Raw genomic sequence first — 24,330 nt, forward strand, 5'->3', positions numbered from 1 at the left:
GGGGTCGCTTATGGCCCATCCCAAGGGGATTTATGGGCCATAAGTGACCCCGCGTTGCTTGTTGGCTGCTCCTAGCCGAAGTACTTCGGCAGGGTTGCTTCGTGGGCGTCGCGGAGGGCATCCAGGGAGAGCTCGTCCACGCCGTTGATCTCCAGCTTTCCGCCGGCGGCGTCGACAACGCCGATCCGGAGGTGGGCGAAGCCGCGGGCCGTGCACATGTCCTTGAAGCGGACTTCCTCGGAGCGTGGCACGGACACGATCGCCCGGGCCTGGGACTCGGAGAACAGTGCCGTGAACAGGTCCACGCCGTCGCGCTCCATGAGTTCCTCAAGGGCGATACGGGCGCCGACGCCGTAGCGCAGCGAGGACTCAACCAGAGCAGCCGCGAGGCCACCTTCGGAGAGGTCGTGTGCTGCGTCCACCATGCCGTCGCGGGAAGCGTTGATCAGGATCTGGCCCAGTTCACGCTCCGCTGCGAGGTCAACCTTCGGCGGCAGGCCGCCGAGGTGTCCGCGCAGGTTGGACCACTCCGAGCCGTCCAGCTCGGCTGCCGTTGTACCCAGCAGGTAGATGGCCTGGCCATCTTCGCGCCAGCCCGACGGCGTACGGCGGGCGACGTCGTCGAGCTTGCCCAGGACTGCCACAACGGGGGAGGGGTGGATCGGCGTGGTGCCGGTCTGGTTGTACAGGGAAACGTTGCCGCCCGTGACCGGGATGCCGAGTTCCATGCAGGCGTCCGAGAGGCCACGGATGGCTTCGGCCAGCTGCCACATGACATCCGGGTCCTCGGGGGAACCGAAGTTCAGGCAGTCGCTGACAGCCATCGGAACGGCGCCGGAGGTGGCGACGTTGCGGTAGGCCTCGGCCAGGGCAAGCTGTGCACCCTGGTACGGCTCAAGGTAGGTGTAGCGGCCGTTGGCGTCGGTGGCCAGGGCAACACCCAGGCCGGATTCTTCGTCAACGCGGACCACACCGGCGTCGTCCGGGAACGCCATGGCAGTGTTGCCGCCGACGTAGCGGTCGTACTGCTTGGTGATCCAGGACTTGCTGCACATGTTCGGCGATGCAACGAGTTCGGTGACGGCTGCTGCCAGCTCGGACGGAGCAGACGGGCGGCCTGCATCTTCGACCGAACCGGTGAAGGAGTTTGCCTGGACCGAGTCCTGCCACTCCGGGCGGGCGAACGGACGGTCGTAGACAGGGCCGTCGTGCGCTACGGTGCGGGGATCGACGTCGACAATTACTTCGCCTTCCCAAGTGATGATGAGGCGCCCGGTGTCGGTGACTTCACCCAGCCAGGAGTACTCAACGGCCCACTTGTCCATGACGGCTTCGAAGGCTTCGATGTTCTCCGGGGTGACCACGGCCATCATGCGTTCCTGCGACTCGGACATGAGGATTTCGCCCGGGGTCAGCGTGGGGTCGCGCAGGAGCACGGAGGTCAGCTCAACCTGCATGCCGCCGTCGCCGTTGGAGGCGAGCTCGGACGTGGCGCAGGAGATGCCTGCCGCGCCGAGGTCCTGGATGCCTTCAACCAAGGAGCCCTTGAAGAGCTCCAGGCAGCATTCGATGAGGACCTTCTCAGCGAAGGGGTCGCCCACCTGGACGGCAGGGCGCTTGGACGGCTTGGTGTCGTCGAAGGACTCCGAAGCCAGCACCGAAGCGCCACCGATGCCGTCGCCACCGGTGCGTGCACCGAAGAGGACAACCTTGTTGCCCTTGCCGGAAGCGTTGGCCAGGCGGATGTCCTCGTGGCGCATGACGCCCACAGCCAGCGCGTTCACCAGCGGGTTGCCCTGGTACACGGAGTCGAAGACCATTTCGCCGCCGATGTTCGGCAGGCCGAGGCAGTTGCCGTAGCCACCGATGCCGGCAACGGCTCCGTGCATGACTCGTGCGGTGTCCGGGTGGTCGATGGCGCCGAAGCGCAGCGGGTCCATCACGGCTACCGGGCGGGCGCCCATGGAGATGATGTCGCGGACGATGCCGCCGATGCCGGTTGCGGCACCCTGGTAAGGCTCAACGAACGACGGCGAGTTGTGGGACTCGATCTTGAACGTCACGGCCCAGCCGTCGCCCAGGTTGGTCACACCGGCGTTTTCGCCGATGCCCACCAGCATGTCCTTCTTCATTTCCTCGGTGACCTTCTCGCCGAACTGGCGGAGGTGGTTCTTGGAGGACTTGTAGGAGCAGTGCTCGCTCCACATAACCGAGTACATGGCCAGTTCGGCGCCGGTGGGGCGGCGGCCGAGGACCTTGACGATCTCGTCGAATTCGTTCTGCTTCAAGCCCAGTTCGGCCCAGGGAAGTTCCGTGTCCGGGGTCTTGGCAGCGTGCTCAACGGTGTCGATGTTGAACTTCTTGGTGGTTTCCGTGGTCACTTGTCGCCTCCCACAATCTTGGTCAAAACGGAGGTGAAGAAACCGAGGCCGTCGGTGTCGCGGGGAGCGCCGTCGAGGGACTCCGGGCCGAAGCCGGTCTCGACTGCGTGCTCGGGGTGCGGCATGAGGCCCACTACGTTGCCGGCGGCGTTGGAGATGCCGGCGATGTCGCGGCGGGAGCCGTTCGGGTTGAAGCCCACGTAGCGGAACACCACGCGGCCCTCAGCCTCAAGGGCATCCAGGGTCTTCTCGTCAGCGATGTACTGACCGTCCTGGTTCTTCAGCGGCACGATGATTTCCTGGCCGTCGGCGTAGTCCACGGTCCAGGCGGTGTTGGCGTTTTCCACGCGCAGAGTCTGGTCGCGGCAGATGAACTTCAGGTGGTCGTTCTTGATCATGGAACCGGGGAGCAGGTGCGACTCGGTCAGGATCTGGAAGCCGTTGCAGATGCCCAGGACAGGCAGCTTGGCGTCGGAGTTGGCGGCGTCGATGATTTTGGACATCAGCGGCGCGAAACGGGAGATGGCGCCGGCGCGCAGGTAGTCGCCGTAGGAGAAACCACCGGGGATGATGACAGCGTCAACGTCGCCAAGTTCAGAGTCTGCGTGCCAGAGCGAAACCGCCGTGCCACCGGCAAGACGCACTGCACGGGCGGCGTCGCGGTCGTCCAGCGTGCCGGGGAAGGTGACGACGCCGATCTTGGCGCCTGCCAATCGGGGCTCCGCGGCGACGGCCACGGCCTCGCCAATCAAGGGGATCGAAGTCATATCAGGCCTCAACGACCTCGACGTTGACGACATCCTCGATCACCGGGTTGGACAGGAGGGTCTCGGCTGCTTCGCGGGCCTGGGCCAGGATAGCGTCGGTCACCTCGCCGTCGACCGTCAGTTCGAAGCGCTTGCCCTGGCGGACTGCGCTGAAGCTGTTGAAGCCGAGGCGGGGCAGTGCACCCACGATGGCCTTCCCCTGGGGGTCCAGAATCTCGGGCTTGGGCATGACGTCAACGACGATCCGGGGCATCCGGTAACTCCTGTGCGTGAGTTGGGTGAACCTTAAATAAGGCTGCCGCGGAGGTGCCGTCTCACGCCGTTCAGCCGCGTTCAAACATCGTGATCAACACAGGGTTGACCGCGGTTGTGAACAGCATTGTTTGAACGGCATGAGGGCGCTCCGCGAGCTTGCATAACCATTCTACCGGGAGCGGCGCTCATACCCTATTCAGCATGATTCTGCGAGGACACCCCGCCGTCGCGGCAGAAATTGGGCCATTTTGAACGCCCGACGGCGGCACTTGCGGGCGGCTGTCAGTGCTGGCCGCGCCGGGCTCGCGTCACTAGGATTGGCCCATGGCTGAGAAACCGAAATCCATGGTGCTGGGCGTTGTGGCCGCAGCCGTCTTTGCGGGTCTGGGCCGCATGGTGATCCAAAAGATCAAGGCGGACCTGGCTGCCCGGGATCACAGGGTCACCGCCCCCTTGGATGCGGAGACGCGGGCGAAAATCAGCGAAGCCCTGCGCAAGCCCCGATAAACGCTAAGCGGGCCCGATGCAGCCCGACAATAGCGCACGTACAAATGCGCTATTCCAACGGGTTAAACGGCGTGAATCCGGCGTATTTTTGAGTTACATGCGGGGGTTCACCCCCCTGGTAAGACAAAGACAACCAGGAGGAACGATGACCGATCACATTGCAGAAGTATCCGCTTGCAGCGTTGGCAGCTGCGGATTCAACCACGACGGCTGTACGGCTTTTGGGATCACCATTGGCGGTACCCAGGACCACGCTTCCTGCGCAACGTTCATTGACACCAATGCCATGGGCGGACTTCCCAAGGTCCTGGCGCACGTTGGTGCCTGCCAGCGCTCCGAGTGCGTCCACAACAACAACCTCATGTGCGAGGCACACGATGTCAGGGTGGGCCCGGGGCGGGAAGCCGCTGACTGCCTGACATACGAGCACGCCTGATTCTTCCGACTACCGAAAAGCGGGCCCGCCCCCATGAGGAGGACGGGCCCGCTTTTTGCTGCGGGTGCTACTTCTTGGCCGACGCGGACGTGGTGTCCTTGGGGTTGTCGGCCTCCTTCATTTCCTGCTCTGCCGTGGCCTGTATCAAGGCCAGCAGCTCAGGGTCGAGGCCCGGCGCAAGCTCTTCCTTGCGTTCGGGGGACATGGTCATCGGGAAACCGTCCGGCATTGTCTCGGTGCTGAGCTCGGTGCCGTCGTTGGAGGGCGAAGCCCCGCGGTAGAGCTTGCCCGCTTCGCTGAGGTTGTCAGCACTGAATGTGTACTGGACGCTCTGAAGCCCCAGGTCCAGGAGCTTCTTCACTTCCGGGAACTGTTCAGCATTGGTCTTCGGGATCGGCAGGACCTTGCCCCAGTTCACGCCCAGGCTTTCCAATGCCTTGGCATAGGCATTCTCGTGCGCTTGGTCGCGGACAATCAGGTACGCGATGGTGGATCGCGCCGTCTTGTTTTCCGTCATCTCGTAGATGCGGCATTTCTGCAGCCGGCCGGTGGATTCCAGCATCAGGTTGTAGAGCAGGTCCAGGACCAGGTTTCCGCTGTTGTACACATAGGAGCCACTCCACGGGTTCCCCGCCGCGTCAACGGGCAGGGCGCCTTGGGCACCCACCAGGTAGTGGTGGATGTTGCTGTGGTCCAGGGCGATGTTCAACGGGGTGGCACCGCCCGCGCCCGGCTGGTCCACGGGATCGTTCTTCTTGCCTTGGTAGCGGGGCGAACCGTCAAGGAGCTGCGCGATGGTTGTTCCAATGAGTTCAACGTGGCTGATCTCTTCGGTGCCGATGCCCTGAAGGAGGTCCTTATAGGGCTTTGATGCAGGATCCCCGCGGAAGTTCATGCTTTGGAAGAGGTACTGCATCATGGTCCGCATTTCGCCGAATTGCCCGCCCAGGCCTTCCTGGAGGGCGTTGGCGGCAGCGGGGTCGGGTTCGTCAGCGGCGATTTGGTTGATGAGAAGTTCAGTGTGCAGGTACATTGCGATTCCTCACGTTGTTCATGCTGCGTCCGCGGGATGGAAACCCACTGCTGGCCACCCCGGAGTGCCTACCATAAGCATGCTTACTAATTTTGCGCAAGGAACTTCTGAGATCCGCCCGGCCTGCTGCCCGTGTGCCCTGCTGCCTGCCTAGCCAGCCACTTGGTTGGTCAGCGGCTGCCCCTCCTTAAGAGCTTTTACGTTGGCCGTGACCAGCGGGCCGGCACCCTTGGGCCGGTTGCCGGCCACGTGGGGCGTGATGATCAGGTTCGGAGCTGCCCATAGTTGGGAATCGGCGGGGAGCGGCTCCACCTTTGTCACATCCAGTGCGGCCGCGCGCAAGCGGCCTTCCTGCAGGGCCGCCAGCAACGCGTCCTCGTCCACGGTGGCGCCGCGGCCCACGTTTACGAAAATTGCGCTCGCCGGGAGGTGACGGAGGATGTCCTCATGGAGGGCATCGGTGGTTTCGGCGGTGGCGGGCAGGATCGAGATCAGGAGATCCGTGGATCCCAGGACTTCGTGGAACTCATCTGCCGCAACCACCGGAAAGCCGTAGCGCTCGCCTTTGGAACTTGCGACGCCGGTGACCTTGGCACCCAGCGCGGCCAACAGCGGAGCCAGCCGCCCCGCGATGGAGCCGAACCCCCAGATGGTGACGTTGGCGCCGTCGAGCGTGTAGAGCTGTTCGGTGGCGGGATCGGACTGGGCTGTGTTGTACGGCTGGTTCCACGTGGCGGCTTTTTGGGATTCCAAGAGGACATCCAGGCGGCGAACAGCTGCCAGTACCAGGGCCAGGGCATGCTCTGCTACGGGCCCATCGTGAAGCGAGCGGCCCGAGGTGATGGCGACGGTGTCGGCAAACCCGGCGGCCAAAACGGAGTCCGGTCCTGCCGCAAGTGTTTGGACCAGCCGCAGGGATGGCATCTGCTTGGCAGCATCTTCCAGGTTCCCGGCGGTGTTGCGCCAGGCCACCAGCACTTCGGCGTCGCGGTGCGCGCTGGGGATGGGCTGGTCCACCTGATACACCACGATGTCGTTGTCGAGGCTTGTCAGGTCGAGGTCGATGGTGTCCGGGACGAGGATTTTCACTGCGGCTCCAGGGGTCAGTGGGGTGGGTTGGCTCTTCCCCGAGGCTACAGGCTGGCCGGGGTGGCAGCTTTCCCAAGCTTCATCCCTGGCAATGTGACGGCGAGCACCCTATGGTTGTAGGACGTTCGACGTAGCACGTAACACGAACGTCCTGCTTGTATCCGAGAAAGGACAATGGATTTGAGATCCACATCCCCCGCACCGCTCGCTCGCTTGGTCATGGCCGGAGCACTTGGCCTTGGCCTGGTGGCCGGGCTGGGACTGCCTGCGACCGCCGCACCCCTTCCAACCACCGACCCCTCGGCCGCACCCGGGTCGTTCACCGAGGCCAACATCGCAGCGGACCGCGCCGCTGCCAACTTCTTCTACCGCATCCCCGCGCTGACCTACTTGGGCAACAACGCGGTGCTTGCCGCGTGGGACGGTCGGCCGGGTTCAGCCGCCGATGCGCCCAACCCGAACTCGATCGTGCAGCGGCGCAGCACCGACGGCGGCCAGACATGGGGGCCTGTGCAGGTCATAGCCGCCGGCCATGTAGGAGACGCAAGCGGGCCGAAGTACGGCTACAGCGATCCGTCCTATATCTACGACGCCGAGGCGAACAAGGTGTTCGCCTTCTTTGTCTACTCCAAGGACCAGGGTTTCGGCGGCAGCCAGTTCGGCAATGACGACGCCGACAGGACAGTGATCTCCTCAGCGGTCATCGAATCCTCGGACGGGGGAGTCACCTGGAGCCAGCCCCGGCTCATTACCAGCGTCACCAAGCCCGGCACCAGCAAGACGAGCCCGGTGCCAGGGGATGTCCGTTCCAACTTCGCTTCCTCCGGCGAAGGCATCCAGCTCAAGTACGGGCCCTACAAAGGACGCCTGATCCAGCAGTACGCCGGTGACGTCCGCCAGGCCGATGGCAGCAACAAGATCCAGGCGTACAGCGTCTACTCGGACGACCACGGACTGACTTGGAAGAAGGGTGCCAACGTCGGGGACCGGATGGACGAGAACAAGACCGTGGAACTCTCGGACGGACGGGTACTCCTGAACTCCCGCGACAACGCCAACCAGGGCTACCGCAAGGTGGCCGTTTCCACCGACGGCGGAGCCACCTATGGCCCGGTCACGCAGGACACAGAACTGCCTGATCCCGCCAACAATGGCTCCATCGCACGCATGTTCCCGAATGCGGTGCAGGGTTCGGCGGATGCGAAGAAGCTAATCTTCACCAACGCCAATTCCAAGACCGGCCGGGAGAATGTCTCGGCCCGCGTGTCATGCGACGACGGCGCTACCTGGCCCGGCGTCCGCACCATCCGCTCCGGTTTCTCCGCCTACTCCACGGTGACCAGGCTTGAAGACGGCAAGTTCGGGGTGCTCTACGAGGGCAACTACACGGACAACATGCCCTTCGCAAAGTTTGACGACGCCTGGCTGAACTACGCCTGCGCGCCGCTGTCCGTCCCCGCGGTCACCACTGCTCCAGGCGCTACCCAGCAAGTTGCCATCACCGTGACCAACCAGGAAGCCACCACGCTCAACGGTGCCAACGCCACGATCTACACGCCAACAGGTTGGTCGGCCACCACGGTGCCCGTTCCTGCGCTGGCTCCGGGTGCCTCGGCCACCGTCAATGTGGCATTGACGGCGCCCGCAAGCGCCAGCGGCCCACAGAACCTGAACGCAGCATTTACGACGGCGGACGGCCGGGTTTCGCAGTACACCTTCACCGCCACGGTCCCGGTGGCGCCGCAAGTGGGCCTGACAATTACGGGGACGGCCCCTGCCCGTGATGTTGTTGCCAATCCGTACCAGGTGGGCGAGCAGCTCAGCTATTCACTGAACGTCAAGAGCACTTCCAACGTCACGGCCAACTCGGTGCCGCTTTCGGGGACGTTCGACTCCGGCTTCCTGCCGCCGTCGGCCCCTAACTGCCGTTACAACAACCTCGCCGCCGGTGCCAGCTACAACTGCACCACCGCCAAGCACGTGATCACGGCGGCGGATGTCGAGCGTGGCTACTTCGTCCCGGAGGCGAGCTTCAGCATCACTTCAAGCACAACGCCGACGCTCACCAAAACTGTTGCGTTCACCGGTGCTGCGGTCGCCTTGCGCGACGGGCTGGTGACGGCCGACATCAGCGGGGCGCGGGCCGACGCCGGGCGTGACCTCGCAACCCAGCCCTACGCGGCAGGCGACCTTGTCCCGTATTCCTTCACCGTCAGGAACACGGGTCCACTCACGGAGAAAGTGGTTCCGACAGCGGGCAACTTCAGCCCGTTCCTGCCTGAAGGGCCCGGGAACTGCCGCTACCTCTCCTTGGCAGTTGGGCAAAGCTACCAGTGCACCACACCCCGGCATGCCGTCACAGCGCAGGAGGCCGCGCAGGGCTTCTTCGTTCCGGTGACCACGTGGGAAGTCAGTTCAGCGGGCCAGAGCACCAAGACATACCAGATCAATGGGGGCGAGGTGGACCTCAAGGTCCGGGACGCCGCGCTTTCCGCAACAGTCTCCGCCGAGTGGAAGGACGCGGACGGTGACCGCTTCGCCAGCGTTGGCGACCCCGTGACGTACACCTACACCGTGGGCAACGCGGGGAACGTGGATCTGAGCGGTGTGGAAGCTCCCGTCGCCGGGATCTCGGTTGCTTACCTTGCCGCCGGCGACAGTGTGACCGCGACGCGTGAGCATGTGCTGACGGCCGCCGACGTCGCTGCGGGGTCCCTGGCGGCGGTGACTTTCGAGGCCGCGGCCCGCAACGGTTCCTTGGAGGCTGCGGCATCGGCAGCGGGAGATCCCCTGGAGTTGAAGGTCCAGCCCACCCGGCCCGAAAGCAGCCCGGTCCTTAATGTCCAGGATTTGGGTGAGCCGCCCACCGACCTGGGCACCGAAGACAAATACCGTACCGGTCAGAAGGTGGTGCTGAAGGGTCTCGAATACGGGGATTGGTACTACGTGTATCTGAACAAGACGGGGTATCGGCTTGGCTGGATCTTCCCCACGACGGACAACACCGTGGAGTTCATCCTTCCTCCCGATGTGAAGAACGGCCGGGATGACGTCGTAGTACTCGGCAGAGACGGTCAGCAAGTCTCTTTTGATCGGCTGCAGGTGACGCCCAAGGGCTGATTCCTGCGTGCGGGGGAGGCCGCCTGCGACCGCCGGCGGTCTCTCCTTCGGGCTGCCCGGAAATTGTTGCACGCCCCCATAGACTCGGGGTAGCGGGCAGAAGCCTGCTGCATCGTTAAAGAACAAAAGATCCGACTGCAATCGGATCCTTGTTCAGCGCGGTGCGCTCAGTTGGTGCGGTACGAGGGGCATACACCCTCAACCCTCACAAGTTGAGTGTATGTCCCTTGGCGCGAGGGGTGCAAGCATTCATCGCGCTGCCGCACCCTGCCTTATGGGAGGGGTGCTGCAATGACTCGACGGCGGAAACGCAACGAGCCTTGGGGCCGCCTGAACCTGCTGGTCAATCTCAGCCGCCTTGTGGTTGAGTTCGTCCGCTGGCTCTGGCACACACAACCCTAGCGGGTTACGGCAGCCGCAGGCCCTGGTCTGCGGCTGCTGTTTTGACATTTTTCAGCTAACGCCGCGCCACGGGTGTGACAAGACAAATTAACCAAAATGTGCTTTATGTCATATTCGGCTCTCACTAGATACTCTATGACTCGGCTGGTTGCGCGGCTTTGACAAGAACTGTCAAAGGTTCAACCATCTGAAAGTTGACAGGCCTTGGCGATGGAGCCCGGGCCTCCTCAGTGAAAGGTGCAACCACTCGTGAAATCACAAGGAAAGAGCTTCGTCAGAAGCGGGGGACTCCGGAAGGTCGCGGCGCTCGCCGTCGGCTTGCCGTTGCTTCTCTCGTCCATGGCGACGCCGGCCCAGGCCGCCCCAACCCCGGAAGCGCCTGGAAACGTTGCAGGCGTGGCCAAGAAGAACCTTGACCCCGGCTCCTACAAGGACGGCCGCTACATGGTGGTCCTTGCCGAGAAGCCTGCAGCAACATACGACGGCGGAACGGCGGGTCTTGCACCTACCAAGCCGGAAGAAGGCAAAAAGCTCGACGCCGACAGCGCCGAGGTGAAGCAATACCAGCAGCACCTGCAAAAGAAGCAGCAGGAAGTCGCGCAGCAGGAAAACGTCACCATCAAGCGCGAGTTCACCACCGCCGTCAACGGTTTCAGTGCCACCCTCACAGCAGACCAGGCCATCAACCTGGCCAAGGATCCGAAGGTCCTGATGGTCGCGCCCGACACCCAATACGCGCCTGACTACTCCACCACCGATTTCCTGAAGTTGAGCGGCCCCAGCGGCACGTGGGCAACGCAGTACGGCGGCCAGGAAAACGCCGGCAAGGGCACCGTTGTGGGTGTCATCGACACCGGCTATACCCCTTCCAACCCGTTCTTCGCCGGTGAGCCGGTAGGACCCCTGGTCGGCAACCCCCAAGTGGGCGTGCCCTACCGCACTGCGGACGGCAAGATCGCCATGCTTAAGGCCGACGGCGACACTTTCGTCGGCGAATGCCAGCCGGGCACCGGAACTGGCGCCGACTACGACGGCAGTGCCTGCAACTCCAAGGTCCTGAGCACGCACTACTTTGCCGATGCCTTCCTGGAGACTGTCCCGCCGGCAAACCGTGCCCCGGAAGAAGTCATTTCGCCCGTTGACGTGGACAGCCACGGCACCCACACCGCCAGTACCGCAGCCGGCAACGGCAACGTCGATGCCGTTGTGGATGGCCGGAGCTTCGGAACAACCAGCGGCATCGCACCGGCCGCCAAGCTCTCCATCTACAAGGTTTGCTGGGAAGACACCGATCCTTCAACGGGTGGTTGCTACGGCTCCGCCTCGGTGGATGCAATCGAGCAGGCCATCCTGGACGGCGTGGACGTGCTGAACTACTCCATTTCCGGATCCACCACCTCCACCACCGACCCCGTGTCGCTGGCATTCCTCTCCGCGGCTTCCGCAGGGATCTTCGTGGCCACCTCGGCCGGCAACTCCGGACCCACCGCCAGCACCGTCAACCACGGCGCTCCCTGGCTGACGACTGTTGCCGCGACGTCGTTCTCCCAGGAACTCCAAGGCACCGTTGAATTCTCCGATGGCAGCAAATTCCGCGGAGCGAGCATCATGAACCGCGAGGTGCGCGGGGCCGGCGTCGTGCTGTCCACCAATGCCGCCAGCGGCACCGGCAACGCAGCCCTCTGCGCCCCCGGGTCCCTGGACCCGGCCAAGGTGGCAGGCAAGGTTGTGGTGTGTGACCGCGGAGTCGTGGACCGCACGGCCAAGAGCGCGGAGGTCCTTCGCGGCGGCGGTGTGGGCATGATCCTGGTCAACCTGACTGACTCCTCGCTGGACACGGACAAGCACGTCATTCCCACGGTCCACGTGAACCCGCCCGCAACGCAGACCATCAAGGACAAGGTCACGGCCAACCCGGCCATCACCGTGTCCCTGATCAACCGCGACACCACCGGTTTGCCGCTGGAAGCACAGCCGCAGATCGCCGGATTCTCCTCGCGCGGCCCGCTGCTCGCCACCGACTCCGACCTGCTGAAGCCGGATGTCTCAGCACCCGGCGTCGCCATCCTCGCCGGTGTTTCCCCGATCGGAACCGGTGGGGACAACTTCGGCTTCCTGTCCGGAACCTCCATGGCCTCCCCGCACGTAGCCGGCTTCGGCGCACTCATCCTGGCCAAGAACCCGCAGTGGTCCCCGGCCACGGTAAAGTCCGCCATGATGACCACCGCCGGCCCGGTCAAACTGGCCAACGGAACGGTCAACAAGGATGTCTTCGCTACCGGTGCCGGACAGGTTGACCCCGCAAAGGTCCTCAACCCGGGCCTGGTCTACGACGCAACCACCGAGGATTACCTGAAGTTCATCCAGGGCACCGGAATGGATCTGGGTATGGAAGGGCTCGGCACCACAGCTGCGCGCGACATGAATGTTCCTTCCTTCGCACTGGGCAACCTGGCCGGAAAGATCGAGGTGACCCGTACGTTGACGGCGCTGACCGCCGGCACGTACAGGGCCTCCGTTGACGTTCCCGGCGTCAACGTCAAGGTGACACCGTCCGTGCTGACCTTCGGCGCTCCGGGCGAGAAGAAGACCTTCAAGGTCCAGTTCGAGAACAAGAACGCCGAGCTGGGCAAGTTCGCCATGGGCTCGCTGAACTGGCAGGGTGCCAACAAGACCGTCACCTCACCGATCGCCGTCCGTCCCCAGTCCGTGATCGCGGACAAGGCGCTGGCGTTCACGGGCACCGGTCCCAACGGATCGGGCACCATCAACATCACCTCGGGCACCAACCTGCCGGTGGGTGTGACCATTGATGGCCTTTCCAAGGCCGACTCTTCCGCGATCGAACTTGTTCCGGGTCCGTTCGCCGGTGAGACCAACGCGTCCAACTTCGTGAAGAAGGTGACCGTGGGTGCGGGCAGTGCCCTCGCCAAATTCTCCGTGATTTCCTCCAACGAGGCCGCCGACTTCGACATGCTGGTCCTGACACCGTCCGGCCAGCAGCTTCCGGCCGCGACGGCCTCTGCCAGCGAAACGCTGTCCGTTCCCAACCCGGCACCCGGCGATTACTACGTCTTTGCCAACCTCTACGCCAGCCCCAACAACCAAGCCACCAAGGCAACCGTTGATGCCGCCGTACTGGGTGCGAACCAGGGCAACGCCACTGTGACGCCGAATCCGATCCGCCTGCCCAACGGCAAGACGGGCCAGATCTCGCTGAACTGGAAAAACCTTGAACCCGGTTCCTACATTGGCCGCCTGACCTTCGCGGGCACCAGTGAGCCGAGCTTCGTCACGGTCCTGGTCAACCCCGGCGGCGCGGTAGTGGTCCCGGACGAGGAAGACCCCAAGAAGGACAAGAAGGACAAGAAGCCGCGCGGCAAGATCCGCGCTGACGAGCCGACTCAGAGCAACAACGCCGGCTAGTCACCCGCACTAACAACGCGGGGTCACTTATGGCCCGTTCGGGCACCCGTTATGGGCCATAAGTGACCCCGCGTTGCGTCTTAAACGGCGCCGGTCGAGCCTCCGGTGTTGCCCAGCAGCGCCGATACGGCCTTCCAGCGCGCAATCTCGCAGCCGTCGGTCCTGCTGAAGTGGCTGTGCACCTTGCGACCACGGAACCAACCTGTCACTTCGGCCACTTGGGGCCCGCCGTACTGCTGCGTGCAGATCCGGTCCAGCCGTGGTTCCGGGAAGAAAATCTCCTCCCCAAACTGCTCGACGGCGGCAAGCGCCGCAGGCGCGTCCGGCAGGTTCGAGTCCACTGACTCCGGGTCCGGCGACAGGACACCGGCGGCGGACCGGAGGTGGAAGACCCTGCTTTCAGCGCCAGGCGACTCTGTCAGCGTGACGGTGAGGTCGACGTCGTACTCGGTGGGGTTCGGGGAGACCATGGTGACCTTTCGCTGGTGGCGTCGGGTGCTCAGGCGGCCTGCCCGCTCAACTCGGCCAAGAGCGGGCCCACTGCCTGGAGCACACGGGCCCGCAACTCCTGGGATTCGGCTGCGAAGGCCCGCTGGTATTCAACGTACTCGGCCTTGCCGGGTGGTGTCTCAATCCTGATGGGCGCGTAGCCCCATTCTTCGAGGTCGTAGGGCGAGGCCTGCATGTCCATGGCGCGGATCCGCCACGACAACTCAAAGCAATCCATCACCAGTTCACTGGGCAGCGCCGGAGTCAGCTTGTAGGCCCACTTGTAGAGGTCCATGTTGGCGTGCAGGCATCCGGGCTGTTCCATGGTCCGCTGGTTTTCGCGGGTGGGCGTGAGCTCGTTCAGGGGAATGGCGTCCGGAGTGTAGAAGCGGAAGGCGTCGAAGTGCGAGCAACGGATGCGGTTCTCTTCCACCACGGTGTCCGTGCCCTCGCCGCCGAGCCGCAGCTTCAGGTATTCGTGTCGCAGCTCGAACTTCTCCTGCCGGTACACCATGGCCCACTCGTGCAACCCGAAGCAGCCGAACTGCGCAGGGCGCTTTGCCGTGCCGGACAGGATGATCCCCGCGAAGCGGACGGCTTCGGCTCGGTCGGACAGGAAGCCGGCCCGGTCGAAGGTAACCGCAGGCGTACCCTCAGGCAGTCCCACGGAGGCGAGTTCGCCGTCGTCGAGCGTCCTGTAAAACTTCCAGCCGCCGCGTTCCAGCGCCCGCGGGCCACTGAGGACCACGCCGTCCCCGGGGTGCCAGCGCAGCAACTGCCCTGGCTTCTGGGTGTAGTACGTGAAGAGGAAGTCCTCGACCGGGTGCTTCTTGCCTGCAGAACGGCGCGCAAGGTAGGGGTCCGCGTATTGCGCAACGCGGGCTTGATGGGCAGCCTCCAGCCCAAGCCATTGCTCCTGGGGGAGGTGCCGCAGCCTAGTGGCCGCCATCGGATCCGAGGACGGTCTTGGCCGCGTCCCACATACCGATCTGGCAGCCGTCAGTGCGGCTGAAGGCGGCGTTGACTTCCTTGCCCTCCACGGAGCCGGTCACCGTGGCAGTCGCAGGACCGCCGTACTGCATGGTGCATGCACGGTCGGTCTGCGGGGGAGCGGGGCTCAGCAAGGCGGGATTGCTCTTGATCGCCGCGCAGGCCTCTGCAGGGGACGGGTGCTTGCTCTCCGCGGCCGGCACCCCGCCGGTGCAGACCAGCGTGAAGTTTTGGGGCGAGGCCTCCGGGGTCTCCAGGAGCGTGATGGACAGTTGGGCGTCGCCTGAACCGGCTGCGGCGGAGGGGCTGCTGGTGGCCGGGCTGCTGGTGGGGGCCGGGCTACTGGAAGCGCCCGACGACGGCGCCTGGCCAGTGCTGCCCGGGGAACCTGGGGCGGGGGTGCCTGAGCATGCGGCGAGGCCGGCGACAGCAAGTACTGCCAGTAGTAGTCGGACAAATCGCAGGCGCATGGAATCTCCTAGGTTGCTCCCATTTTACGTGGCTCTGGTGGAGGTGCGCTGGGTGGCAGCAATGAGGCCGGTCATGGCTTGATGGAGTTCGGCGACTTCTTCACGGCTGAGCTGCAGGCGATCACGGATTTCACCGGGTACTTCGGTGGCCCTGGCGCGGAGCGCCGCTCCTTTGTCCGTGAGCGTTATGGCGAGTGCACGCTCGTTGCCAGCGACGCGCTCGCGGGTGATGAGCTGCGCTTCTTCCAGGCGCTTCAACAGGGGCGAGAGGGTGGCGGGATCGTGGAGGAGGCTGTCGCTGATGTCCTTCAGCGTCCGGGGGCTACGTTCCCACAGGGCCAGCATCACCAAGTACTGGGGGTGGGTCAGCCCGAGTTTCTCCAGGACCGGTTTGTAGACGCCCACGACGCTCCGTGAGGCAACCGTGAGGGCAAAGCATAGTTGGCGTTCCAACAGGAGGTCGTCGGTTTCCTGGGTGGTGTGGCTGACGGTTGTCATTGCTTCCTCCTGCTCGCTGCACTGACGAGGTTACACGTTGGACTGCGTGAATTAGTTAGCGCACTAATGATTAGCGTACTATGAAGGTATTGAACCGTCGAACACCGAGGAGTCGATCAGCGTGGCAAAGGAATCCTTCACCCGGAAATTCATGCGCGCGACGGGGAAGTTCCGCGTCATCTTTGGGCCGGCGCACAGCAGCTCCCTGGACCACGAAATGACAGAAGCCAACCGGAAGCTGCTCGCCCAGCGGCAGGCTGAAGCGCAGCAATGGGAGACCGTAAGCCGTCCGGACGGCAGCACGTACGTGGTGCCCCGCAATCCCGACGACAAGTCCCTGCGCTAAGCCGCCGTCGGGACCCCGCCGGACAGCCGCCGTCGAAATGGCACTTAATGACAATCCGGCCGCCCCGGATTGTCATTAACTGCCAACTCGGCGCTCCTCTGATCTGGAGCCTTTTTGGGTCCTCCGGCGTAAAATTGCCTCACTGAAGGGCGCCAGCTCCTTCTCTTTCCCGTCCGGGAGGAGGTGGAAGAACATGGGACGCAAGTTGGAGAGCTTCCAGCATGTGACCGAGCGGTTGCAATACGTCTTTGGGCCGGCAACCCACGGCGATACGGATGCTCCGGTGGTGCACAAGCATGACGATTTCGAAACGGCTTCTGAGGAAGACCTGAAGAACTTCGATATCGAGACCGATTCCGAAGGCCATCACTACGCCGTCCGGAACAATGATCCCGGCCCAACATCCACGGACTACTCGGTGTGAGAATCCCTGTTGCAGCAATAATCAGCATGCTTATTATATGAGTGAACCATGCACGTTATCGCCGCAGCTGAAGGGGCAGTCACATGAGTTTTCACGATGATGCCGCAAGAATGCCGGTTGGCCCGGACCGGGAAGAGCGTGGAGCGCCACCGCCCCTTGCCTCAAGCAGCAGGCCGACACGGACGGCAGCGCTGTGGGTGGCTGTTGCCGTGGGCCTGGTGGTCCTGGTGATGCTGATCATTTTCTTCGTCCAGAACCAGGACATGACCACCGTCCGCTTCCTCGGGTTGGAGGGAACGCTGGCTCTGGGCACCACGCTGTTTATCGCGGCTGTGGGTGGCGGAGTCCTGGTAGCCCTTGCCGGTGGTGCGAGGATCCTTCAGTTGAGGATCGCCAGTCATCGGCGCCAGAAAACCCTCAACGGGCCAGGCGCGAGGCCGTAGGTTAAATGCGGAGGGACCGGAGCGTGTGTGCTCCGGTCCCTCCGCAATTTAATCCCGACGGCGGCACTCCCTGACGACGTTCAGTCCGCCGGGGTGGTGGGTCGTCTTAGCCTTCGCAGTCAGTGCAGTAGGCAACGCCATCTTTTTCGCGCGCAATCTGCGAGCGGTGGCGGACCAGGAAACAGGAGTTGCAAGTGAACTCGTCGTTTGCCTGCGGGATGACCTGGATGACCAGTTCTTCGGCGACGATTTCGCCGCCAGGGCCGCTGGCGTCAAGGCCGTCGGTTTCGTCCAGTTCCAGCACGACGCTCTTGGCCGTGGGGGCGCTGGCAGATTGAAGAGCCTGGAGGGACTGCTCCTGGTTCTCTTTTACATCGGTACGGAGTTCGTCGTAATCGGCTGCCACTTTTTAAATGCCTCTTCGTGTTAGGGGGTTACCGGGTATGCAACGTACAGCATGCCATGAAAATTCCATACCATACCCCAGTTCTACAGCTTGTGGCGAAAACCACGTACGCGGCGGTCAAAAAAGGCCGCCACGCACGGAAATCATACTCCTGTATTACCGGAGCTCGATGTCAAGGGACTTCGTCAGCCGCATGGCGACCCACCAGCAGCCGGAACGTGCCTGGCTCAAACTTCCACCCGCCGTAGTGTACGACAAAGACGTGGACATGGCCGAAGGGCTGCGGCAGCTCATCGAAGTCCTCCTGGCGCCCACTCACCCAACTGAGTAACAGATAAGGCCGTTCTGAGCACTCAGAACGGCCTTATCTGTTACTTACATGGGCTGATCGCCCGGGGTGCTTCTTTAGCGGCCGGTGCCGCCGTAGACGGTAGCCTCAGCTTCGCCGTCGAGCTCGAATGCATTGTGGATGGCGCGTACGGCGTCATCGAGGGCATCGGCGCTGGTGACGACGGAGATACGGATCTCGGAGGTGGAGATCATGTCGATGTTGATGCCAGCGTCGGAGAGGGCCTTGAAGAAGGTAGCCGAGACGCCTGGGTGCGAACGCATGCCCGCACCGATGAGGGAGAGCTTGCCGACGTGCTCGTTGTACTCGATGCTCTCGAAGCCGATCTGTGCCTCAGCGGCGCGGAGGGCGGCCAACGCGTCGGCGCCTTCCACGATCGGGAGGGTGAACGAGATGTCCGTGCGGCCGGTGCCGTGCGTGGATACGTTCTGGACGATCATGTCGATGTTCGAGTGGGCATCGGCGATTACCTGGAAGATCGCGGCAGCCTTGCCGGGGATATCCGGGACGCCTACAACGGTGACCTTGGCTTCGGACCGGTCGTGCGCAACGCCGGAGATGATTGGCTGCTCCAAGGCAACTCCCTCTTGAATCGTGAACTTTTCGTCAGCGCCCGGGATGACCCAGGTGCCTTCCTTGTGGCTGAATGAAGAACGGACGTGCAGCGGCACACCGAAACGGCGGGCGTACTCCACGCACCGGAGGTGCAGGATCTTGGCGCCGGAAGCGGCCAGTTCCAGCATTTCCTCGCTGGAGATCCGGTCGATCTTTTGGGCCGAGGACACTACGCGGGGGTCTGCGGTGTAGATACCGTCAACGTCCGTGTAAATTTCGCAGACATCGGCTTCCAAGGCTGCGGCCAACGCGACGGCGGTGGTGTCCGAACCGCCGCGGCCGAGGGTGGTGATCTCGTTGGTGCTGCGGCTCATGCCCTGGAACCCGGCGACGATGGCGATGTGCCCCTTGTCCAGCGCCGTGCGGATGCGGTGGGGGTCGACGTCGATAATCCTCGCCTTGCCGTGGATGCCGTCGGTAATCATGCCGGCCTGGGAGCCCGTGAAGGACTGCGCCGAGGCGCCGAACTTGTTGATGGCCATGGCGAGCAAAGCCATGGAAATACGCTCACCGGCGGACAGCAGCATGTCCATTTCTCGGGCAGGCGCGGAGTCTGTCACCTGTCCGGCCAAGTCCAGGAGTTCATCGGTTGTGTCGCCCATTGCTGAGACAACCACCACAACCTCGTTGCCGGCCTTCTGCGCATCCACGACGCGCTGTGCGACCCGCTTGATGCCATCAGCATCGGAAACCGAGGAGCCGCCGAACTTTTGGACGATCAGCTGCTTGGTAATGGCTGCCCCGCCTGCGAGCTCGTCGATCTTCACTTCGGTAGTGGGCATAGTCATGCGCGCACCCTCACTGCATCAATAGGGTTCGAACGCGGCATGCTGAATTCCAAATTGGAGCACGCCTGCGTAGCTTATTTGCCCAGTTTATCGCCGGGCACAGTGCTGGCAGGAATTGTGACCACATACCGGCCAGGGAGGAGCCCCTGCCCGCCTGGTCACTCACCAACCGGAGGTGGCCGGTCCGCCCTTGAACCTTCTTCCGGAAACGGATGTTGGTGCCGGCCCTCCCGGCGTACCATCCACCTCATGAGGACTGCGAGTGGCGATGGTCCGCGTTCCTGACCACCCGGGCCCGGACGCCGGCTGGGATGAGCCGGGTTACGAGGTAATCGGAGGCGGGCTGGTGGACGATCAGCCGCGTGCAGCCCCGCGCGACGACGCTTCGGAGCCACTGAAGGACACCCCTTTCGCGGAGGCAGTCCGGACCGCCTGGCAGGACGCGGAGAAGTCCTTCAGATCGTGGTTGTTTTGGTTCTCGTGCTGCTTTGGCGTCGGGCTTTCGTGGGCAGCGGCCGCGCTCTTGTTCGTTTCGGCGCGGATGAATGGCTGGGTCCGGGACGAGCTGCCCGCGGCCACGTTCGTCATCACCGCTCTCCTGCTGGCATTTGCGGCCGCCGTCTTGGGAGCCAGCTGGGGATTCAGACAGACTCCCGGAAGCCTTCCGACAACGCTCCTGGCAGGGGCCATGCGGGGATGCGCCTTGGCTGTACCGGCCGCGCTGGTCCTGGTCGTGGTGGGCAGCAGTGCCGGTGGGCCGATCGCACTGGCGGGTGCAGCCGTCGTCGTGATTGTCCTGGAAGTGGCCCTGTTCGGGCTCCTTGGTGCCGGTTCCCGCGCCTGCTTCGCGGGGAAGGCTGCCGGCGTTGCCCTGGTTGCCGTGCTGGTGGCTTTCTTCTGCGTGGGAAACGTGGTTCTCACCATTCTGCTGCTGCCAGGCACTTCGGAGGTGGCCAGCGCATCCGTCCCCGTGAACGTGCAGCGCGATGACGCCGGGAGGACCACTTCCTACGAGTGCGTTGGCGACCTGCATCCGGTGGAGGTGGCACACACGGAAAGGGTTGCTTGGCTGGCTGCTTCCAATCCGGCATTGTTGCTGGGCAGCGTCGGGGCAGGGTTCGTTCCACCGGACAACGAGGTCGCCTGGGTGCTGTCAGGGTTGCAGTTCGCCGCCGACGGGCCATCCGCAGACGTCCCCTGCCTCAACGGTGTGACAAGTGATGGGCTGCCGCCGGCCATGCCCGTGGCACTGACGGGTTTTGCGATTCAGGCTGGCGTGGCAGTCTTGGTGGCGCTCCTGGGGCGCAGGCTGGCGTCCCGTAGGTTGGCTGCCAAGCCCGCCGCTTGAAGGGCTACAACAGGGCGTTCCGACGCCCCTCGAATGCACGACCCAACGTGACCTCGTCGGCGTACTCCAGATCTCCGCCGACGGGCAGCCCGGAAGCCAGCCGCGTCACGGCGACACCGATCGACTTGAGCATCCGGGCAAGGTACGTAGCCGTTGCTTCGCCTTCGAGATTGGGGTCTGTGGCGATGATGATTTCCTGGATGGCGCCGTCGTTGAGCCGGGTGAGGAGTTCGCGGATGCGCAGCTGTTCGGGACCGATGCCGGCGATGGGGTTGATGGCCCCACCGAGGACGTGGTACCTGCCCCGGAAGGACCGGGTCCGCTCTACAGCCAGCACGTCCTTGGACTCTTCCACCACGCAAATAACCGACGGATCACGACGCGGATCACGGCAGATATTGCACGTTTCCTGCTCGGTGACGTTGAAGCAGACGGAGCAGAACTTCACGCGTTCCTTGACGGTGGTGATGGCCGAGACCAGGCGTTTCATGTCCTCGGGGTCGGCCTCCAGGATGTGGAACGCCAGGCGCTGCGCTGATTTCGGGCCCACGCCGGGGAGCCGGCCGAGCTCATCAATCAGCTCCTGAACTGCACCTTCGTACACAATGTCCTCGTTTGTTTGAAATCAATGCTGGAGTCAGCGGGTTTGCAGGGGAGAACCGTCCAAGGCGCGCTCTTCGATCAGCTTTCCGCCCAGAATACGCTCCACGGCTGCCCGCCCAAAGACCCTCGATTCCTCGATGGTTTCGTCCTCCGGGCTTGGGATGTCCTCGGGTGCAGCAACCGGGGCTGCTTGCGTCCGGACGGGTGCTTGGACGCGCCCTGCCTGGGCTTCGGGGCTGTTGGTCAGCCGCTGGTAGAGGCTCTGGCGGCCGTTGGAATTGCCCGACGGCGCGTCCTCCTCGAGCGTGGCAACGGAACCGCGCGCTTCGTCGGGTTGCGTCGCCAAGGAAGGCCAGGTCGGGATGGGGCTGGCGGGCTGTCCGCTCCCGGTTGCCGGGGCGGTGCCTGCCGTGGCCGCCGGCGCTTGCGTTCCTGGCCAGCTCGACGCCGGTGCGACGTCCCAGCTGGAGCTTGGGTTCTGCTCGGCATTGGTTGGGTGACCGTAGGATGCGGTTGCCGTCTCCGGGACCTGGGCTGCGGCGGGCTCGTAATCGGGGGCAGCCACTGAAGGTGCGGGGGCTTCCTCCTGGGTGGACGCTGCCTTGCCCACGTTGGATTCGGTTCCGACCACCCACGTGCCCGGGGCCTGCTCTACTGCGCGGGACCACGGGTCATCGGACGGCTTGGGCGCGGCGGGTGCCTGTGCCGAGGACCCTGCCCCGGAGGGTGCTCCAGCTGCGTTGGGTGCTCCAGCGGGGGAGGCCTCGGGGTACCCCTGGGACCCTGTGCCCCGGCCGTAGCCGGAAGGAGGCTCCCAATCAGCCGGTGGCTCTTCATCCAACGGCGGGGCGTCCTCGTCCAGCGGCGGTCCCCAGTCGTCATCGGGGTAGGAGTAGTCGCCGGCGGCCGCGGCGGGAGCAGCTGCCACGGGTGCGGCTGCCACGGGTGCCGGGGCAGAAGGCGCCGGGGCCGCAGGCGTCACCGGGGCTGCTGCTGGTGCCGGAGTCTGCTTGGGAGCCGGCTCCTGGGGTGAAACCTGCTGCGGGGCGGCCTGGCCAGGGTTCGCTGGCGCAGGAGCCACTTCTGCCGCAGGCGCCAAACCCCATGCGGAGTCAACCGACGACACCTGTGCCGCAGCCGACGAGTCAGCCGCCGACGATACAGCCGTCGACGATACGGCAGAAGCGCCCGTTGGGGATAGGGCAGCCGGGGTCTCCCGGCTAGTAGGCGCTTTTGGGTTTGGCTCAGAGCTCGCTGAGCTGTTGCCGCCAGCCACTGCCACGATCTGGCAGTCGATGCCGATTGTCTTGTGGATCGCCTGGCGTAGGTTCTCGGAATGGTCTGCGCGTCCAAAAGCACCGGCAAGGCCGCCGGTAGTGAACGCGAGGGTAAGCACCTGTCCGTCGAACTGGGCGACCTGTGCGTTGGGTTCAACGAGTGCCCACGTACTGCGCTTGATCTTGGTCAGTGTTTGCAGAACGTCCGGCCACGCCCGCCGAAGTGTCTCGACGTCGCCGCCGCCCGCAGGAGCGGGGCCCTGGGCTGCTGCCTGTGCCACGGGTGGGGCTGCCGGCGGAGCAGCGTGCTCTGCCGGTTGGGTGGTCCGCGGCTGAACGGCCTCCTGCTGGGCAGGTGCCTGCTGAGTGGGCCGTGTTTGGGGAGCCGCTGCTTGGGGTTTCCGGTCTGCGGCAGGGCGGTCCTCGACTGGCCAGTCGTTCGTCGAAACGCGCGGGGCTGTCAGCCCTTCGCGTGCGGCGGCATCGGTAGACGGCGCCTGGGTGGGCGCGGCCGATGGCGCAGGACCAGCAGGAGCCGGGCTTGCTTCCGCACGGGAGGCCGCGGCCTCGGGAACCGGTACTGCTTGGGCAGGAGCTGCGGCAGGCGCAGCCTGGGCCGGCGCAGCAGAAGGAGCCGCCTGCTTTGGAACCTCAGCGGCAGGTGCCGCCGCAGCAACGACCGGAGTACCGGCGTCGCCCGCGTAATTCAGGCGACGTTCCACGCGGTCAATCCGCGCTGCAATTCCGCGCTCCGTTTGCTCGGAGCTCGGCAGCAGAATGCGGGCGCACAGCAGCTCAAGGTGCAGGCGCGGTGACGTGGCACCCGTCATTTCGGTGAGTGCCGTGTTGGTGACATCGGCGGCGCGGGAGAGCTCAGCGGCACCCAGGTTGGTGGCTTGGTTGCGCATCCGTGCGATTTGGTCCTCGGGCATTCCGCGGAGGATCGCCTGGGCACTCTCGGGCATGGCCTGAACGATGATGAGGTCGCGGAACCGTTCCAGGAGGTCTTCGACGAAGCGTCGGGGATCGTGGCCGGTCTGGATGACCCGGTCAACAGCCCGGAAGACCGTGGCGGCATCGGCGGCGGCAACGGCGTCGACGATGTCATCGAGCAGCGACGCGTGGGTGTAACCGAGCAGCGCCACCGCGAGTTCGTAGTCCAGGCCGTTGGGGCCCGCGCCGGCCATGAGCTGATCGAGCACCGAGAGGGTGTCACGGACAGAGCCGCCACCGGCCCGGATCACCAAGGACAGCACGCCCGGAGCGACCGGAACGTTCTCCTGCCTGCAGAGCAACTCAAGGTACTGCATGAGCGGCTCCGGCGGCACCAACCGGAAAGGGTAGTGGTGCGTGCGGGAGCGAATGGTGCCGATGACCTTGTCTGGCTCCGTGGTGGCGAAGATGAACTTGATGTGTTCCGGCGGCTCTTCGACGATCTTGAGGAGCGCGTTGAAGCCGGCCGACGTGACCATGTGGGCCTCGTCGATGATGAAGATCTTGTAGCGGTCCCGGACCGGGGCGAACGTAGCGCGCTCGCGGAGGTCGCGGGCATCGTCCACGCCACCGTGGCTGGCAGCGTCGATCTCGATGACGTCCAGGGAACCCGAACCGCCACGGGCCAGTTCGACGCAGCTGGGGCACTTGCCGCACGGGGTGTCAGTGGGGCCCTCGGCGCAGTTCAGGCAGCGTGCCAGGATGCGGGCAGAGGTGGTCTTACCGCAGCCGCGCGGGCCGGAGAAGAGGTAGGCGTGGTTCACGCGGTTCTTCCGGAGCGCCGTCATCAGCGGCTCCGTGACGTGTTCCTGCCCGATAACGTCCGCGAAAGAGTCCGGGCGGTACCTTCGATACAGGGCAGTTGTAACAGTCAC

22 protein-coding genes are annotated in these 24,330 nt (G+C 64.3%); 9 read left to right on the top strand and 13 right to left on the bottom strand.

Annotation, left to right across the window (positions count from 1 at the left end):
* Positions 1-71 precede the first annotated feature (71 nt).
* The 3 genes from purL to purS are packed head-to-tail and all read right to left on the bottom strand — an operon-like array spanning position 72 to position 3,401.
* Positions 72-2,381 carry a phosphoribosylformylglycinamidine synthase subunit PurL gene (gene purL, locus ACFUOZ_RS08940; protein ID WP_377546967.1) on the bottom strand — a complete coding sequence of 770 codons (2,310 nt, stop codon included), beginning with the start codon at positions 2,379-2,381 and terminating at the stop codon, positions 72-74.
* Positions 2,378-3,148 (bottom strand): phosphoribosylformylglycinamidine synthase subunit PurQ, encoded by a 771-nt coding sequence (gene purQ, locus ACFUOZ_RS08945; protein ID WP_377546969.1) that lies wholly within the window; start codon positions 3,146-3,148, stop codon positions 2,378-2,380. Before purQ ends, purL begins: the two co-directional genes overlap by 4 nt.
* Before the next feature lies 1 nt (position 3,149).
* Complete coding sequence (purS, locus tag ACFUOZ_RS08950; RefSeq protein WP_011773385.1) at positions 3,150-3,401, bottom strand: phosphoribosylformylglycinamidine synthase subunit PurS; 252 nt, start codon at positions 3,399-3,401, stop codon at positions 3,150-3,152.
* A gap of 326 nt (positions 3,402-3,727) precedes the next feature.
* On the opposite strand from purS, the gene ACFUOZ_RS08955 reads away from it, so the two are divergent.
* Complete coding sequence (locus ACFUOZ_RS08955) at positions 3,728-3,910, top strand: hypothetical protein (RefSeq protein WP_377546971.1); 183 nt, start codon at positions 3,728-3,730, stop codon at positions 3,908-3,910.
* 145 nt (positions 3,911-4,055) lie between these two features.
* Positions 4,056-4,346, top strand: coding sequence for a DUF1540 domain-containing protein (locus ACFUOZ_RS08960; RefSeq protein WP_144661422.1), 291 nt, complete (start codon positions 4,056-4,058; stop codon positions 4,344-4,346).
* 67 nt (positions 4,347-4,413) lie between these two features.
* Here the strand turns inward: ACFUOZ_RS08960 and ACFUOZ_RS08965 are convergent, their stop codons facing one another.
* Both ACFUOZ_RS08965 and ACFUOZ_RS08970 read right to left on the bottom strand, forming a co-directional pair.
* Positions 4,414-5,379 carry a manganese catalase family protein gene (locus ACFUOZ_RS08965; RefSeq protein ID WP_377546973.1) on the bottom strand — a complete coding sequence of 322 codons (966 nt, stop codon included), beginning with the start codon at positions 5,377-5,379 and terminating at the stop codon, positions 4,414-4,416.
* Between the two features lie 150 nt (positions 5,380-5,529).
* Positions 5,530-6,468 (bottom strand): NAD(P)-dependent oxidoreductase, encoded by a 939-nt coding sequence (locus tag ACFUOZ_RS08970; protein WP_377546976.1) that lies wholly within the window; start codon positions 6,466-6,468, stop codon positions 5,530-5,532.
* 174 nt (positions 6,469-6,642) lie between these two features.
* Here ACFUOZ_RS08970 and ACFUOZ_RS08975 point away from each other — a divergent pair, with 174 nt between their 5' ends.
* The gene (locus tag ACFUOZ_RS08975; RefSeq protein ID WP_377546978.1) at positions 6,643-9,588 is read left to right on the top strand and encodes an exo-alpha-sialidase; all 2,946 of its coding nucleotides are present in this window, start codon (positions 6,643-6,645) and stop codon (positions 9,586-9,588) included.
* Between the two features lie 741 nt (positions 9,589-10,329).
* Entirely contained in the window at positions 10,330-13,416 is a 3,087-nt protein-coding gene (locus tag ACFUOZ_RS08980) for a S8 family serine peptidase (RefSeq protein ID WP_377547398.1), read from the top strand.
* 80 nt (positions 13,417-13,496) lie between these two features.
* Here the strand turns inward: ACFUOZ_RS08980 and ACFUOZ_RS08985 are convergent, their stop codons facing one another.
* Genes ACFUOZ_RS08985 through ACFUOZ_RS09000 form a run of 4 tightly spaced genes read right to left on the bottom strand, consistent with a single transcriptional unit; the run spans position 13,497 to position 15,863 of the window.
* On the bottom strand, positions 13,497-13,886 hold the full coding sequence (locus ACFUOZ_RS08985) for a serine protease inhibitor (RefSeq protein WP_262277175.1): 390 nt from the start codon (positions 13,884-13,886) through the stop codon (positions 13,497-13,499).
* Positions 13,887-13,915: 29 nt separating this feature from the next.
* Positions 13,916-14,854: a 3-methyladenine DNA glycosylase gene (locus ACFUOZ_RS08990; RefSeq protein WP_377546980.1), complete on the bottom strand. Its 939-nt coding sequence runs from the start codon at positions 14,852-14,854 to the stop codon at positions 13,916-13,918.
* Positions 14,841-15,365, bottom strand: a complete 525-nt coding sequence (locus tag ACFUOZ_RS08995) for an SSI family serine proteinase inhibitor (protein ID WP_377546983.1) — start codon at positions 15,363-15,365, stop codon at positions 14,841-14,843. Before ACFUOZ_RS08995 ends, ACFUOZ_RS08990 begins: the two co-directional genes overlap by 14 nt.
* Before the next feature lie 24 nt (positions 15,366-15,389).
* Positions 15,390-15,863 carry a MarR family winged helix-turn-helix transcriptional regulator gene (locus ACFUOZ_RS09000; protein ID WP_377546985.1) on the bottom strand — a complete coding sequence of 158 codons (474 nt, stop codon included), beginning with the start codon at positions 15,861-15,863 and terminating at the stop codon, positions 15,390-15,392.
* 121 nt (positions 15,864-15,984) lie between these two features.
* Here ACFUOZ_RS09000 and ACFUOZ_RS09005 point away from each other — a divergent pair, with 121 nt between their 5' ends.
* The 3 genes from ACFUOZ_RS09005 to ACFUOZ_RS09015 all read left to right on the top strand — a co-directional run bounded on the left by ACFUOZ_RS09005 (position 15,985) and on the right by ACFUOZ_RS09015 (position 17,076).
* The gene (locus ACFUOZ_RS09005) at positions 15,985-16,209 is read left to right on the top strand and encodes a hypothetical protein (RefSeq protein ID WP_377546987.1); all 225 of its coding nucleotides are present in this window, start codon (positions 15,985-15,987) and stop codon (positions 16,207-16,209) included.
* Between the two features lie 193 nt (positions 16,210-16,402).
* Positions 16,403-16,633, top strand: coding sequence for a hypothetical protein (locus ACFUOZ_RS09010; protein ID WP_377546990.1), 231 nt, complete (start codon positions 16,403-16,405; stop codon positions 16,631-16,633).
* Between the two features lie 83 nt (positions 16,634-16,716).
* Positions 16,717-17,076, top strand: a complete 360-nt coding sequence (locus tag ACFUOZ_RS09015; RefSeq protein ID WP_377546993.1) for a lipopolysaccharide assembly LapA domain-containing protein — start codon at positions 16,717-16,719, stop codon at positions 17,074-17,076.
* 106 nt (positions 17,077-17,182) lie between these two features.
* On the opposite strand, the gene ACFUOZ_RS09020 is transcribed toward ACFUOZ_RS09015, so the two are convergent.
* Positions 17,183-17,482, bottom strand: a complete 300-nt coding sequence (locus ACFUOZ_RS09020) for a DUF4193 domain-containing protein (RefSeq protein WP_363930968.1) — start codon at positions 17,480-17,482, stop codon at positions 17,183-17,185.
* 193 nt (positions 17,483-17,675) lie between these two features.
* Between ACFUOZ_RS09020 and ACFUOZ_RS09025 the strand changes: the two genes are divergently transcribed.
* Positions 17,676-17,813, top strand: a complete 138-nt coding sequence (locus ACFUOZ_RS09025) for a hypothetical protein (protein ID WP_377546996.1) — start codon at positions 17,676-17,678, stop codon at positions 17,811-17,813.
* Between the two features lie 74 nt (positions 17,814-17,887).
* On the opposite strand, the gene ACFUOZ_RS09030 is transcribed toward ACFUOZ_RS09025, so the two are convergent.
* On the bottom strand, positions 17,888-19,234 hold the full coding sequence (locus ACFUOZ_RS09030; RefSeq protein WP_377546998.1) for an aspartate kinase: 1,347 nt from the start codon (positions 19,232-19,234) through the stop codon (positions 17,888-17,890).
* Positions 19,235-19,502: 268 nt separating this feature from the next.
* Between ACFUOZ_RS09030 and ACFUOZ_RS09035 the strand changes: the two genes are divergently transcribed.
* Positions 19,503-20,582 (top strand): hypothetical protein, encoded by a 1,080-nt coding sequence (locus ACFUOZ_RS09035; protein ID WP_377547399.1) that lies wholly within the window; start codon positions 19,503-19,505, stop codon positions 20,580-20,582.
* A 4-nt stretch (positions 20,583-20,586) separates the two neighbouring features.
* Here the strand turns inward: ACFUOZ_RS09035 and recR are convergent, their stop codons facing one another.
* On the bottom strand, positions 20,587-21,186 hold the full coding sequence (gene recR / locus ACFUOZ_RS09040) for a recombination mediator RecR (RefSeq protein ID WP_377547000.1): 600 nt from the start codon (positions 21,184-21,186) through the stop codon (positions 20,587-20,589).
* A gap of 33 nt (positions 21,187-21,219) precedes the next feature.
* A complete protein-coding gene (locus tag ACFUOZ_RS09045) occupies positions 21,220-24,330 on the bottom strand; it encodes a DNA polymerase III subunit gamma and tau (RefSeq protein WP_377547002.1) in 3,111 nt (1,036 codons plus the stop codon).

Source organism: Paenarthrobacter sp. NPDC057355 (assembly GCF_042667405.1).
In the GTDB taxonomy this organism is placed as follows: domain Bacteria; phylum Actinomycetota; class Actinomycetes; order Actinomycetales; family Micrococcaceae; genus Arthrobacter.

Coding starts and splice junctions, on each gene's coding strand:
- purQ (WP_377546969.1), bottom strand. CDS start 3,148: ATGACTTCGATCCCCTTGATTGGCGAGGCCGTGGCCGTCGCCGCGGAG.
- purS (WP_011773385.1), bottom strand. CDS start 3,401: ATGCCCCGGATCGTCGTTGACGTCATGCCCAAGCCCGAGATTCTGGAC.
- ACFUOZ_RS08955 (WP_377546971.1), top strand. CDS start 3,728: ATGGCTGAGAAACCGAAATCCATGGTGCTGGGCGTTGTGGCCGCAGCC.
- ACFUOZ_RS08960 (WP_144661422.1), top strand. CDS start 4,056: ATGACCGATCACATTGCAGAAGTATCCGCTTGCAGCGTTGGCAGCTGC.
- ACFUOZ_RS08965 (WP_377546973.1), bottom strand. CDS start 5,379: ATGTACCTGCACACTGAACTTCTCATCAACCAAATCGCCGCTGACGAA.
- ACFUOZ_RS08975 (WP_377546978.1), top strand. CDS start 6,643: ATGGATTTGAGATCCACATCCCCCGCACCGCTCGCTCGCTTGGTCATG.
- ACFUOZ_RS08980 (WP_377547398.1), top strand. CDS start 10,330: ATGGCGACGCCGGCCCAGGCCGCCCCAACCCCGGAAGCGCCTGGAAAC.
- ACFUOZ_RS08985 (WP_262277175.1), bottom strand. CDS start 13,886: ATGGTCTCCCCGAACCCCACCGAGTACGACGTCGACCTCACCGTCACG.
- ACFUOZ_RS08990 (WP_377546980.1), bottom strand. CDS start 14,854: ATGGCGGCCACTAGGCTGCGGCACCTCCCCCAGGAGCAATGGCTTGGG.
- ACFUOZ_RS08995 (WP_377546983.1), bottom strand. CDS start 15,365: ATGCGCCTGCGATTTGTCCGACTACTACTGGCAGTACTTGCTGTCGCC.
- ACFUOZ_RS09000 (WP_377546985.1), bottom strand. CDS start 15,863: ATGACAACCGTCAGCCACACCACCCAGGAAACCGACGACCTCCTGTTG.
- ACFUOZ_RS09010 (WP_377546990.1), top strand. CDS start 16,403: ATGGGACGCAAGTTGGAGAGCTTCCAGCATGTGACCGAGCGGTTGCAA.
- ACFUOZ_RS09015 (WP_377546993.1), top strand. CDS start 16,717: ATGAGTTTTCACGATGATGCCGCAAGAATGCCGGTTGGCCCGGACCGG.
- ACFUOZ_RS09025 (WP_377546996.1), top strand. CDS start 17,676: ATGGCGACCCACCAGCAGCCGGAACGTGCCTGGCTCAAACTTCCACCC.
- ACFUOZ_RS09030 (WP_377546998.1), bottom strand. CDS start 19,234: ATGACTATGCCCACTACCGAAGTGAAGATCGACGAGCTCGCAGGCGGG.
- ACFUOZ_RS09035 (WP_377547399.1), top strand. CDS start 19,503: ATGGTCCGCGTTCCTGACCACCCGGGCCCGGACGCCGGCTGGGATGAG.